Annotated in this window: 13 protein-coding genes; 7 read left to right on the top strand and 6 right to left on the bottom strand. The window is 61.2% G+C overall.

Annotated features, from left to right (window positions below; translation table 11 throughout):
* Positions 1-36 precede the first annotated feature (36 nt).
* A complete protein-coding gene (locus LG047_RS13330) occupies positions 37-474 on the bottom strand; it encodes an HMA2 domain-containing protein (RefSeq protein ID WP_227967262.1) in 438 nt (145 codons plus the stop codon).
* A gap of 3 nt (positions 475-477) precedes the next feature.
* Positions 478-849: a DUF5132 domain-containing protein gene (locus tag LG047_RS13325; RefSeq protein WP_227967260.1), complete on the bottom strand. Its 372-nt coding sequence runs from the start codon at positions 847-849 to the stop codon at positions 478-480.
* A gap of 254 nt (positions 850-1,103) precedes the next feature.
* Between LG047_RS13325 and LG047_RS13320 the strand changes: the two genes are divergently transcribed.
* On the top strand, positions 1,104-2,120 hold the full coding sequence (locus LG047_RS13320; protein ID WP_227967258.1) for a magnesium transporter: 1,017 nt from the start codon (positions 1,104-1,106) through the stop codon (positions 2,118-2,120).
* A 271-nt stretch (positions 2,121-2,391) separates the two neighbouring features.
* Here the strand turns inward: LG047_RS13320 and LG047_RS13315 are convergent, their stop codons facing one another.
* Complete coding sequence (locus LG047_RS13315; protein WP_227967256.1) at positions 2,392-2,652, bottom strand: hypothetical protein; 261 nt, start codon at positions 2,650-2,652, stop codon at positions 2,392-2,394.
* 150 nt (positions 2,653-2,802) lie between these two features.
* Between LG047_RS13315 and LG047_RS13310 the strand changes: the two genes are divergently transcribed.
* The gene (locus LG047_RS13310) at positions 2,803-2,976 is read left to right on the top strand and encodes a hypothetical protein (protein WP_227967253.1); all 174 of its coding nucleotides are present in this window, start codon (positions 2,803-2,805) and stop codon (positions 2,974-2,976) included.
* Positions 2,977-3,139: 163 nt separating this feature from the next.
* Here LG047_RS13310 and LG047_RS13305 read toward each other — a convergent pair whose 3' ends face one another.
* The 3 genes from LG047_RS13305 to LG047_RS13295 are packed head-to-tail and all read right to left on the bottom strand — an operon-like array spanning position 3,140 to position 8,135.
* On the bottom strand, positions 3,140-5,494 hold the full coding sequence (locus tag LG047_RS13305; protein WP_227967252.1) for a DUF3141 domain-containing protein: 2,355 nt from the start codon (positions 5,492-5,494) through the stop codon (positions 3,140-3,142).
* A gap of 17 nt (positions 5,495-5,511) precedes the next feature.
* A complete protein-coding gene (locus LG047_RS13300) occupies positions 5,512-6,699 on the bottom strand; it encodes an acetate/propionate family kinase (RefSeq protein ID WP_227967251.1) in 1,188 nt (395 codons plus the stop codon).
* A gap of 5 nt (positions 6,700-6,704) precedes the next feature.
* Positions 6,705-8,135 (bottom strand): bifunctional enoyl-CoA hydratase/phosphate acetyltransferase, encoded by a 1,431-nt coding sequence (locus LG047_RS13295; protein WP_227967235.1) that lies wholly within the window; start codon positions 8,133-8,135, stop codon positions 6,705-6,707.
* A 204-nt stretch (positions 8,136-8,339) separates the two neighbouring features.
* Between LG047_RS13295 and LG047_RS13290 the strand changes: the two genes are divergently transcribed.
* The 5 genes from LG047_RS13290 (at position 8,340) to LG047_RS13270 (ending at position 12,574) form a co-directional block, all read left to right on the top strand.
* Complete coding sequence (locus LG047_RS13290) at positions 8,340-9,122, top strand: 3-hydroxybutyrate dehydrogenase (protein ID WP_227967232.1); 783 nt, start codon at positions 8,340-8,342, stop codon at positions 9,120-9,122.
* 273 nt (positions 9,123-9,395) lie between these two features.
* Positions 9,396-10,139, top strand: coding sequence for a hypothetical protein (locus LG047_RS13285; RefSeq protein WP_227967230.1), 744 nt, complete (start codon positions 9,396-9,398; stop codon positions 10,137-10,139).
* A 275-nt stretch (positions 10,140-10,414) separates the two neighbouring features.
* Positions 10,415-11,248, top strand: a complete 834-nt coding sequence (gene fabI / locus LG047_RS13280; RefSeq protein ID WP_227967227.1) for an enoyl-ACP reductase FabI — start codon at positions 10,415-10,417, stop codon at positions 11,246-11,248.
* A 16-nt stretch (positions 11,249-11,264) separates the two neighbouring features.
* Complete coding sequence (locus LG047_RS13275; RefSeq protein WP_227967225.1) at positions 11,265-11,918, top strand: CoA transferase subunit A; 654 nt, start codon at positions 11,265-11,267, stop codon at positions 11,916-11,918.
* Positions 11,918-12,574 carry a 3-oxoacid CoA-transferase subunit B gene (locus tag LG047_RS13270; protein ID WP_227968493.1) on the top strand — a complete coding sequence of 219 codons (657 nt, stop codon included), beginning with the start codon at positions 11,918-11,920 and terminating at the stop codon, positions 12,572-12,574. The genes LG047_RS13275 and LG047_RS13270 overlap by 1 nt, the downstream gene beginning before the upstream one ends.
* The last annotated feature ends 78 nt before the right edge of the window (positions 12,575-12,652 follow it).

Genomic DNA, 12,652 nt, shown 5'->3' with positions numbered 1-12,652 from the left:
CCGTTGAAAGAGGCGCTCTGCTTCGCCTTAGCGGCTTCATTCGCCGAGGTCGACGTCGCCGCTCGACCAGAGGCCTCCCAAATTGCTTGCATACCAGAGGAGAGTGAGGGCCGGCGGCAGCACGCGGTCCTTCGAAAGCTGCCACGCCGCCGCGCCGCATAATGCGAGCGCGAGCATGATCTTGGGATCGATTGCGGGACCGGACGCGGGCGGAGCTGCGGGCGCCGGCTCGCCCACGGCAAAAAGCCGCGCCTCCGCCGCCGCTGCGCCGATGCGCGAGAGAGGCCCGACATGCTGGATCAGAACGCTGCCGGTCAGCGGCGTGACGCTGACCTTGCTGACGCCGGCGATCGCCGAGAGACTGGTCGCGAGGGAAGAGAAAAACGCGGCGTCCCCTCGTCGATCCGAAATGCGCAGACGGGCGCGGCCCGGCATTGCGTGAACGATTTCCGCCAGCGGCAGGTCGTCGCCCATCGTTCAGGCGCTCTCCCCGGCGGCTCGCGCCGGCGGGGCTTCTTCCGCCGTCCTCGAACCGTCCGATTTCGCATCGGCGGCTTCCCCGGCCGGTTGTTCCTGGGTCTTCGCCGCCGCCGCTTTCGCCTGAGCCTGCGCCGCCGCCATCGCCGCGGCGAAAATGTCCATCGCCGCCTCCGCTTTCGCCTCGGCGATGAGATCCTCGGCGGCTTCGGCGAGTTGCGCGGTCTGGGCGCGCGCCTCGTAATAGGCCATCATCGCCGCCTTCAGCGCCGCCTTTGCGACCGGCCGCGCGCGATTGGCGTTCGGACGGCTCAGGATCAGGGCGGCGGCTGCTCCCGTCAAAGCGCCCAGGGCAAATCCCAACGGTTTCATGACGACGACTCCACGGTCCCGGCCGCAGCACTTGTGGAAGCGCGATCATTCTCCGCGACGGGCGCGCGAACGCTTTTCCGGCAAGTGACGAAGTTCACACTATTCCAACGGGATTGATACAATTTTGTGACAAGCGGAAGCTTGTCTGCATAACAAAAAACATGAACAGCCGCCAGTGTCATACGCGTTAAATCTTTGAAAGCGAAAAATCCCCGCTTCATCAATTTTCACTCCACAGAGCTGCGAAAAGCTTCATGTCCGTCATCGCCAGCGACGTCCCGGGCGCCGTCATGTCCTCCGGGTCGCAGAATGTTCAGACCGTCGCGCATTACCTCGTGTCGTCGGTCCCCGTCGCCGCCTCATGGGAGACCGCCGGAGAAGTTCGCGCGCGCATCGTCGGCGGCCAGCATTATGAGGACGCGTCGCATGTCTTCGTTCTTTCCGGCGATTGCCGGCTGGTGGGAGTGGTCGCGATCCGGGATCTCTTGTCCGCTGCCCCGTCGACGCCCGTCATGACATTTGCGCGCGGCGTAGACTCGCATTGCGTCATGCTCGACGCCGACCGGGAGGACGCCGCAAGCATGGCCATTCGTTCCGGACTTTCGATTCTCCCGGTATGCGATGAACAAGGTCGCCTGCTCGGCGCCGTGCCCGCGCGCGCCCTGATGTCGATCCTGCGGGACGAGCATCTCGAGGACCTCCACCACATGGCGGGCATTCTCGGCAAATCGGAAGCCGCGCAGGACGCGCTGACCGCGCCGCCGCATCGTCGCGCGCTTTATCGTCTCCCGTGGCTTCTCGTCGGCATGACCGGAAGCGCCGCGGCGACGGCGATGATGTCGCACTTCGAAGCTGCGCTCGCCGCCAATATCGCCGTTGCTTTCTTCATCCCCGCGATCGTCTATCTCGCGGACTCGATCGGCACCCAGTCGGAAGTGGTGGTGATTCGTGGCCTTTCGTTGACCGACGCCGCGCTCCTGCCGCTTTTCATGGGTGAGCTTGGCACTGGCGCGTTGCTCGGCGTGATTCTGGGATGTCTCGCCTTCCCGATCATATGGTTCTTTTTCGCGAGCGCCGGACTCGCCGCGACTGTGGCGATTTCACTCGCTGTCGCAAGCACGATCTCGACGGCGCTCGGATTTCTCATGCCATGGATCTTCGCGCGGCTAGGCTTCGACGCGGCGCTCGGCGCCGGCCCGGTGGCGACCGTCGTTCAGGACAGCTTCTCCTTGCTGACCTATTTCGTCTTCGCCTCGATTTTCGTCTTTTGACGAGGATCGATACGTCTTGCAGCGCGGGCGCCGGGAGAGACAATCGTCCCGACGCCGAGCAACTGTCGCCCCGCTCGCCATCAACCGTGATCGAGCGTCCCCGGCCTTCTTCCCCTGTCCCGCTTCTTTTTCAGGCGCCTATGATCTTGCGTCCGCGACTCGATCGTTTCAGCGATTCAGATTGCTTACGTTAATGAAAATGTTTTCATCCCACATCATTGATCTACTGACCGGATCGCGGGCCGCCTTCAGCGGGGTCCGTCAATTTATTTCAGACGTTCCACTCTTCCGTCTCCCAATCGAAGCCGGAATCATCGCCGCGAAGCTGCAAGGCGACCTCGTAGACGGAAGGGACCGCCGTATGGTCGACATCGGGTCGTGTAACAGCGAAGAATCCGGCGCTCCCAATTTCGCGCCGCGCTACCCCCGGGAATGTGTCGCTGACGCGCTCAATCAGCCTTTCGCCGCTTAGCCCCTCCGCCGCATATTGAACCAGGCAGGCCGCGATCTCGTTTTTCTGGGCGTCGAGCATCTTCCTACTCCTTTACGACCCGGATTTTCTAGCCAAATCGCGTCAGAAAATGAATGGCTAATTTAGCGGCGATCAAAAAAGCTTTAGTCAAACGCATGTCATGAAACCGCGCCATGCTAACGTCTTGAACCTGCGTCCGGGCGCCGTTACATGCTTCCATATCCTAAACTTCTCTTCGCAGGGAAATTGGGCGGATTGGCCTTGCTGCTGCATGGGCTCATCGGCGCCAACGAGGGGAGCCCAGCTACAAAAGGCCTTCTGGTGCTGGGCGCGCTTCTGGTCGTCATCTGCGTCAAATGCAGCCCGGCCCGCAAATCCGGTTAAGTCGCCCGCTGGACTTCAATTTCCTCGCCCCCGCTTTGCGAAGGGCGATGGCGCGGGAAATCCGAACGCCGAATGGATCGATATTTATTCAACAGAAGAGTTGTCGGCTGACGTGACGAGACCGCGACAGGCCGCACGCGCCCTCTCGCCTTCCGCCATCACGTCAAGCCGATTCTTCCTCGCGAATTAAAGTCGCATGCTCACCCCGCGACAGATTACGCTCGATGGCGTCCAGCTTCAGAACGTTCCTTAGTCGTTGCAACATTTTCAGGGTGCGGGGCTCCATTTCATCGATAGCGCCTGCAACGAATTCCACGGCTGCGATGGCCTTTGCGCGTTCTTCGAGACTCGGCAAGAGGAGCGGCAGCGTGTCGATTGCGGCTTCGCGTTCGAATTCGACGATTATCGACTGTTCATGAATGAGCTGCGCACGCCGCTGCGCCCCAAGCGATGCGAAAGGCTCGTCGCGGCTTAGAATATGAGCCGAGCGCTCCAGGCGGTCGCGACGCACCGAACCGCGCGCTTCGCTGAGCAGCAGCAACATGCGGATCACCGCCTCCGGGAAGCCGCCTCGGGCAAGGTTCATCAGCGCGGCCTGCGCCTGTGGCATCAGTCGCAGTTCGTTTGCGTCCTTGTGCGTGCGCGTAAAGTTATTGAAGCGCCCGGCCCAATGCATGACGGGGCCGCCGTAGAGCGTCAGGAACGCCGTTTCGTAACAGGCGTCCCGCCAGTCACGCCAGAAATCGAGCGCCTGCTCGACGCCCGAAGCCCAAAGTCGCTCGGCGAGGACAAATGGATTGTCATCGACGACGGTTCTGTTTCGTTCTGCGCGCGCCTGTTCGGCGGCGGTCGGCAACCAGGCAAGCAAGGGGTTCCTGCTGGAAAATACGCGTCGCTGCAACCGTGCCGGATGCGCGTCGCGCATCCATTGAGCCGATTGTGGCGTCGCCAGCGACTGAACCAAGGGACGCAGAAGAAGATCATAGGCGTCGGCGTTAAGCTGCGACAGGCGCGCCACCGCAGCGAAATCAGCCTCCTCGGCCCTGTCGTCCTCATCGATGGCGAGGATGTCGGAAATACGCCGCTCGGCGAAGCTGACGCGGAAGCGCTTGTGAAACCCTTCTCCGGTCTCCTCTTCGATCTGCATTTCATAGAGGCCCGGCGCCAGCGCCTCGATCGTCTTCATGGTCGACGTTACTTCAGCGTGCTCTTTCTTCGCGACAGAAGAGGAGACGAAAATGCCGAGGTGTCCAACCTTATTGTGAATCATATAGACGATGCGCTGTCCGCAGATCTTGATTTCGTGCTCGTCCGCGTAAGTGTCGACAATCCAGTTCAGCGCCTGTGGCGGCGGCGTGATATTGTCGCCCCAGCTCGCAAAAACGATGATCGGAGAGCGAATGGCCTTGAAGTCGAGCCGTCTGCCGCGCTCAATCCGCGCCTCGCCGCGCGAGAGTTGGTTGCCGACGAAAAGCTGTTCGACGATCCAGCGAATTTCGGCTTCGGTCATATAGTGGAAGCCGCCCCACCAGCGCTCGAACTCCAGGAAACGGTCCCGGTTTTGCTCCACGTTCGCGAAGAGATCGTAATATTTGCCGAAAAAATTACGGCTTGGATTCAGCAGTTCGAAATTCGATACGAGATGAGCGCCGTCAAATTCGCCATGGCCGAGGTCGGCAAGGAAGAGAACCGTCGCGAGCCCGCCGAGAAGGCCTCCGTTGTATCGCATGGGGTTTTCGCCGAGCCGGCCGGACCAATAAGCAAGGGGCGATCCATTGATGACGAGCGGCCCGGTAATGTCCGGATTGGCGGCGGCAAGCACCATCGTCGCCCAGCCGCCCTGACAGTTGCCGACGATAATGGGTTTGGGCGATTTCGGGTGCCGTCGTGCGATCTCCCGCACGAATTCCGCCTCGGCTCGCATAACGTCCGCGAGCGTCTGCCCCGGCTCCGGATGAGGCCGGAATACCAGAAAATAGACCGGATGGCCGTCATGGAGCGCGACGCCAACCTGGCTGTCTGATTTGAATCCGCCTATGCCGGCGCCGTGACCGGCGCGCGGATCGATGATCAGATAGGGCCGTTTCCAGTCGAACGTCTGCACTCCCTGCGGTGCAACGATGCGCAGAAGCTCGTAATTTACGGGATGCGACAAATTACGCCCGTCGAGCACGAGTTCAGTTTCATAAGAGAGCACCGGCGGCGCGCCGGCGGCTTCATGGGCGGCGTCATTGTCGGCGCGTTCGCGCAAGACGTCTAACGTCAAAATAGTCCGCCGGACGGCGTCCTTCGCATAGGTCGCAGCGGCGTCGAGACAGTCGGCGTTGGATGTGTTCATAGCCGCGACCAGGCGACCAAATCTGCGCCAGAATTCTTGAGTTCTCTCGCCATGCGTGCGCCCGATGCGTTCCATATGACGTCCGGCGGCGATCAAAATATGCTGCGCCTGAAGACCCGAGATCGTTTGCGACTGGGCGACGTGCGCGGGAAAATTCACGGGACTGAAGGTCGGCTCCATCTGCTTCTCCAGGGTTGTCAGGCTGCCGCCGGGCGACCGAGGCCCGCCGCGTCGATTGTATGGCGCGCAATCATTGACTCCTCGTCCGTCGCCAGGACATAGACGGACGCGCACGACGCCGCCGAGGAGATTAGCTGCGCATTGCGTGCGTTGGCGCCTGCGTCGAGCTTGACGCCAAGCCAATTGAGGCCCGTCACGACGCCCGCTCGCACATGGGCCGAGTGTTCGCCAATGCCGCCTGTGAAAACCAGCGCATCGAGCCCCTCCAGCGCTGCTGCGAGGGCGGCGATCTCCATGCGGATGTGATGCACGAAATAAGCTATCGCCTCTTGCGCCTCCGGGGACCCGGAGGCTTCGAGCGTGCGCATGTCCTGCGAGATCCCGGAAAGGCCGAGGAGACCCGACTCGCGATAGAGCAGTCGCGTCAAATCCGGCGCTGATAATTTCTCATGTTGGAGGAGATAGAGCAGAAGCCCCGGGTCGATGCGCCCGCATCGCGTGCCCATTGGTAGCCCTTCCAGGGCCGAGAAACCCATGGTCGTTGCAACGGAGCGGCCGTCCTTCATCGCGCAAAGCGAGGCGCCATTGCCGAGATGCGCCACTACGATGCGTTGACCGGCGCGAACCGGATCGATCTCCTGCAGGCGGCGCGCGATGAATTCATAGGAAAGGCCGTGAAAGCCGAACCGCCGTAACCCGCGGTTATAGTAGTCGCGCGGCAAGGCATAGACGTCGTTGATAAAGTCGTGGCCGCGATGAAAGGCCGTATCGAAACAGGCGATTTGCTGAACGCCGGGAAAGGCCTTGCGCGCGGCCTTTACGCCGGCAAGATTATGCGGTTGATGCAGCGGCGCCAACGGAACAAGCATCTCCAGCGAGGACATAATTGCGTCGTCGACAACGACTGGCGCCGCGTAGGAAACGCCGCCATGCACGACGCGATGACCGACTGCCGCGATGATCGCATGGGGGAATGCGCGGGTAAGCCAGACGACGATCGCGCCGATCGCGCCCGTATGATCATTGAAACCGAGCGTCGACTCATGGCGGCGCCCGCCGACGATATACGTGTGGAAGCGCGGCTCGGCGCCGAGTCCTTCCACCTGTCCGCTCGCAACTGGCACCGGATGGTTCGTCTCGATGGCAAAAAGGGCGAATTTCACTGAAGAAGAGCCCGCATTCAGCGTCAGGACATGTTCGGGCATCGCGCTTACTCGGCCGCCTTCGACACGATCTGCGGCGCTTCGGAGACCGCCGAGCCGGTTTTACGCCAATGATCGTAGAGCGCCGCCAGCGCGCTCGAAGCGAGCCGCGCACGCTCATTGTCCGCGCGGCTTGTCAGCATCACGGGAATCCTTGCGCCAAGGACAAGTCCTGCAGCCTCCGCCCGAGCGACAAAAGTGAGCTCCTTGGCCAGCATGTTGCCAGCCTCGATATTGGGGGCGATGAGAATGTCAGCTTGTCCCGCGACAAGCGACGCGATGCCCTTGGTGCGCGCCGCGTCAGCGTCTACGGCGTTGTCCATGGCGAGTGGGCCATCGACGACGCCACCCCGGATCTGGCCGCGGTCCGCCATCTTGGAGAGAATGGCCGCGTCGAGCGTCGATGGAATGGCGACATTGACAGTCTCGACAGCGGAGAGCACGCCAACCTTCGGTTTCTCTATGCCGCAGGCGCGCGCGAGATCGATGGCGTTCTGGACAATATCCACTTTGGCGGCGAGGTCTGGCGCGATGTTCACCGCGGCGTCCGAGATGAAGAGCAACCGGTCGAGCGTCGGCGCATCGATCGCGAAGACATGACTGATGCGTCGCTCGGTGCACATGCCTGCGTGTTTATTGACGATCGCTGCGAGGATTTCATCCGAGTGAACATTGCCCTTCATTATGGCGCGCGTCGCGCCGCGCTGGGTCAGCTCAACCGCTCGCCCGCATGCTTCGTGATGATCTTGGGCGTCGGCGATCCAACTCGCGTCGAACGGCGCGCCAACCGTCGCGGCGATTTCGATCATTTTTTTGCGCGGACCGATCAGGACAGGCTCAATTAATCCATGCTCGGTCGCCAAAAGCGCGCCGGCGAGCGAGTTCTGATCATCCGGCCAAACGACCGCCGTTGGCAACGGATCAAGCATTGCGGCTCGCGCGATAAGTTTGGCGAAATGGTCATGATGGTCGAGAATGAGCGCCGGAAGCGCGCTCCTGCTTGAAATGATGCTTTGTAGGGGGGCGGCGACCTCGGCGAAGCCTTCGCAGGCTATGGCGCCATCGGCCTTCAGGACGCGCGCTTCGAACACGGCAACGGGTTTTTCCCGCAACTCCACGCAGCGCACTTGGATCGAGAGAATGTCGCCTGGGTGGACTCGCGCGCCGAAGCGAAAATTTTGCGAGAGATAGAGCGTGCCAGCTCCGGGTAAAATATTGCCCAAAACTGCGGAAACGAGCGATCCGACCCAGAGGGACGGCGCCATCGGAAGTTCGATCGCCTCGCCATCATTCGCAGGCAGCATCAACGGATTCACATTGCCTGTAACATGCGCGAAGAGAATGAGATCGTCGACCGTGCAAGCGCGTTCGATCCGCGCAGCTGCGCCGATCTGCAACTCGTCCCACGTCACGTTTTGAATTGCGTCTTCTTTGGTCATCGCCGCCGCTCCGTCGAGCCGCCTGTATAAGCGGCGCGCCGATCGACAGTCTGCCGCTTGTGCTTGACAATGATGTGAAGAAATAGACCGCCTAAATGCCGACGTAGATTATTTAAAATCGCAACAGGTTCATCATGAGTCTGTCGAAATGTGGTGGGAGAAGGCGTTCGTCCTGTGCGCAATCTCCCTGAAAGTGGACGCGAGATGATCCAAGGAAAGACCGCGCTTGTAACCGGCTCGACCAGCGGAATCGGCCTCGCAATCGCGAGCGCCTTTGCCGCGCAAGGCGCCAACATCGTCATAAATGGCCTTGGCGCGTCTCATGAGATAGAGGAAGAGCGCCTGCGGATCGAACATGAATTCGGCGTGCAGGCGCGCCACTCGGCGGCGGATATGAGAAAGCCTGCTGAAATTATCGAGATGGTTATCGAGGCGGAAAAGAATTTCGGCTCGGTCGACATTCTCGTCAACAATGCTGGAATACAGCACGTCGCGCCGATCGATGAGTTTCCGCCCGAGCAATGGGACGCAATCATCGCCATCAATCTGTCTGCCGCCTTTCACGCCATCCGCGCCGTCGCGTCGGGCATGAAGAAACGCAACTGGGGACGCGTTATCAATATGGCGTCGGCGCACGCCCTGATCGCCTCTCCCTTCAAATCTGCCTATGTCGCGGCCAAGCACGGCGTCGCCGGACTGACAAAAACCGCCGCGCTCGAATTTGCGCGTCACGGCGTCACGGTCAACGCCATTGCGCCGGGCTACGTCTGGACCCCTCTCGTCGAGCACCAGATCCCCGAGACGATGGCTGCGCGTGGCATGACCAGAGACCAGGTGATCCACGACGTTCTTCTCGACGCGCAGCCCACGAAGGAATTCGTAACCAGCGAGCAGGTCGCCGCTCTAGCGGTATTTTTGGCGTCAGGCAACGCGGCGTCGATCACCGGGGCGATCCTTTCCATCGATGGAGGCTGGACGGCTCACTAAGGTTTTGTTCGGGTGACGCTACGCAGGTTCGCGTTCTGGCTGCGACCTCGACGACGGTCTGGTCGTTCGCAGGAACGACCATGCGCTCGGTTAGTTTCATGGCTCTTGTCTCGAGCGCCGGAGCGATCGCGCAGGAGGCTGGCCTCGGCAGCGCGGCGCCTGACGCCGTATCGACCAGCAAGAAGGTCCCTTTGGCGCCGCTGGGCGTTTTCGGCTCCGACGTCCCCGGCGTGGGGAAATTTTCAATTTGCGGTCTCCGACGGTTTTGCAGAAATGGGCGGCTCGCACGTCGGGCGGATCGTCGTGTCGCCGAAATATGTCGTCACTACCACGCCATGGCATCCCGGCGCGGCGAAACTCGTTCGCCTCGTTCCGAGGAGCGTTTTTCTGACGTCACAAGCCATTGCGTTTAGTTACGGCGTCGCGGAAAATCTCGCAGTCGTCATCGCCATAGACGGAGTCGAAAAGAACCACGTCGCATTGACATTCACCAAGCCTACCGGCGTGCGCTTTCGAAGTGGAAGGTATGCCTGCATGCGCGGGAATAACGATATGGAGGTCGCCGGCGCCTTGCGCGTCTATCGAGATGAGACGCATCGCCTGCTCGTTTCCGTCTGCATGACCTTCCAGACATGGCGTAACGATCGGCCCTTCACACCACTCCTCAGGAGGGGGAAATACGGGACGGTTCGCGCTTTCTATTCGATACAGCCCGGAAGCGGAACATGCGACTTCCTACGCGGCGTCACCTATGGCGGCGTTTCGGGACCGTATTCCTGGGGCGTCGCTTATCGCGGACGCTGGCCGCTGGGGTTTAATCCCCAAGGCTACCGATACAGCAATCTCTATGATCTGCATGGCTGGGTGGGATATATTTGGACGCCGGCGATCACGGCCACCCTCCACGTGACGTGGACGACGAAAGGCCACATCCCTGGTTATGATCCCGAAAGCGACGGCAAGTCGCAGTGTGCGAACCCCTATTTTTCTGGAGGCCATCGCGTCGAACTTTTTTAGCGGCGCGACCATCGCCGGCGGCCTCTTCGGCCTCTACGCTCGCCATGGCGGCCGGGACGCCCGTCTATCAAAATCTGAATGGCCCTCAGCTCTTCCGTAATTGGCAGGCGCTTACGGCGCTATGCATCAACCCTTAAAGCCGCTCGATGGTGGAGCGTCGATAAAGGTTTTGGATCAATGCGCGACAACGCGCCGCGTGCGATCAAAACTTCGAATTCACGAAGTCGTTATCACCGGCGCCTAGAAGCGAAAACGCTGCAACTGGAGGGAAGACCATGGCCATGATTGATTCGCAGGAATCCCTCGATCCGCTGCCGAAGGTCTGGGACCCCGAGATGCGCATTGGCGACATGTTGCGCGGCAAACGCGGTCTGGTCGTCGGCGTGGCCAATGAGAACAGCATCGCCTTTGGCTGCGCCGCGAAATTGCGCGCTTTCGGCGCCGAGATCGGCCTGACGTTTGGGGCCGAAAAATCCGAACGATTTGTGCGGCCGCTCGCTGAGCAGATACAGGCTGACTTTCTTCTCCCGATGAATGTCGAGCGTCCCGGCGAGATGAAGGCCGTGTTCGAACATATTCGCGCAGAGTGGGGGCGGCTGGATTTCGTAATCCACTCCATCGCCTACGCACCCCGCGAGGATCTTCACGGCAGGGTGCTGGACTGTTCGCTTGAGGGCTTCCAGCAGGCGATGCGCATCTCCTGCTATTCATTCATTGAGATGGCCCGTCTTGCAGAGCCCCTGATGATGGATGGCGGCGCCCTGCTGACGATGAGCTATTACGGGGCCGAAAAAGTCGTCAACCATTACAATATCATGGGTCCGGTGAAGGCGGCGCTCGAGGCTACGACGAGATATCTTTCGGTTGAACTCGGCGGAAAAAACATCCGCGTTTTCGCTGTCTCGCCGGGACCGCTAAGGACGCGCGCGGCGAGCGGCATAGATCATTTCGACGAATTGGTGGCGGCTGCAGTCGCGCGCAGTCCGGGCCGGCGTCTGGTGGAAATTGCCGAAGTCGGCCGGGTCGTTGCGTTTCTTGTCGGGGGCGCCGCCTCCGGCATGTCCGGCGACACTATCTATGTGGACGCTGGTCTGCACAACGTCGCCTGAGGGGGGGGGGGGGATCATGAGAGAGGCGATTTCGCCGGAAGCCGCGGCCGCCCTTATCCCGAACGGCGCGAGCGTTATGATCGGCGGGTTCTTGGGTGTCGGCGCGCCTGCGCGGCTGATCGACGCGCTTGTGGCGCGCGCCGCCCGAGGCCTGACCGTGATCTGCAACGATACGGCTACGCCGACATGCGGCGTCGGAAAGTTGATCGAAGCCGGATGCGTTTTGCGCGTCAAAACGTCGCATATCGGAACCAATCCCTCCACGCAGAAGAAGATGATTGCGGGCGAGATCGAAGTGGAGCTCATTCCGCAGGGCACGCTCGCCGAACGCATTCGCGCCGGCGGTTGCGGTCTTGGCGGCGTGCTGACGCCGACAGGGGTTGGCACCATCGTCGCCGAAGGCAAGCAGGTCGTCGAAGTCGACGGCAAGAGCTTTCTGCTGGAAAAGCCGCTGCGAGCCGATTTTGCGCTCTTGGGCGCGCATGAGGCCGACTATTGCGGAAATCTTACGTATCGGCTCACCGCGGCGAATTTCAATCCAATTATGGCCTTCGCCGCCGACTGTGTCATCGCCGAGCCCGGTGAGATCGTGCCCGTAGGCGTCATTCCGCCGGACGCCGTGCGAACGCCGGGCGTGCTCGTGCATCACCTCGTCAGGAGGCCAAAATGATGGACGCCAAAGAAATCATCGCCCGCCGCGTCGCACTCGAGTTGCGAGACCGCACGCTGGTCAATCTCGGCATCGGCCTGCCGACCCTCGTGGCCGGCTATGTGCCCGAGGGCGTGTCGGTCGCCTTTCAGAGCGAAAACGGAATTATCGGCTTCGGCGCGCGACCGCCCGAAGGGATGGAAGACCCGTATCTCACCGACGCCGGCGGCGGCTTTATTTCCGCCTTGCCGGGCGCCGCGAGCTTCGACAGCGCAACAAGCTTCGCACTCATCAGAGGCGGCCACCTCGACATGACGGTCCTGGGTGGGCTGCAGGTCAACGCCCGGGGACTTCTCGCGAACTGGATGGTTCCAGGCGAGCTCGTTCCAGGCATGGGGGGCGCGATGGATCTCGTCACTGGAGCGAAACGCGTCGTTGTCGCCATGCAACATACCGCCAGGGGGCGGCCGAAGATCGTCGAAGAGCTATCCCTGCCGCCCACGGCTGCGCGTCGCGTCAGCCTCATTGTGACGGAACTGGCCGTAATCGAGCCTACCGGCGAAGGGCTCGCTCTGCGCGAGCGCGCGCCGGGCGTGGAGGTAGAAGAAATCGTCGCGCTGACCGGCGCGCCGCTAATTATGTCACATTCAACTCCGGAGATGCGGATTGACATTTAGGCTTTCCGCATAGGCCAAATATAAATTATCTATTGAAGATGTGAAACAAGCGCTGGATGCAAGAGACGCTGTTGGCGA

Source organism: Methylocystis sp. WRRC1, from assembly GCF_020733155.1.
Taxonomy (GTDB): Bacteria; Pseudomonadota; Alphaproteobacteria; order Rhizobiales; family Beijerinckiaceae; genus Methylocystis.
Note: the sequence above shows the minus strand (reverse complement) of the source record. Positions and strands in the feature narration are given on the sequence as shown.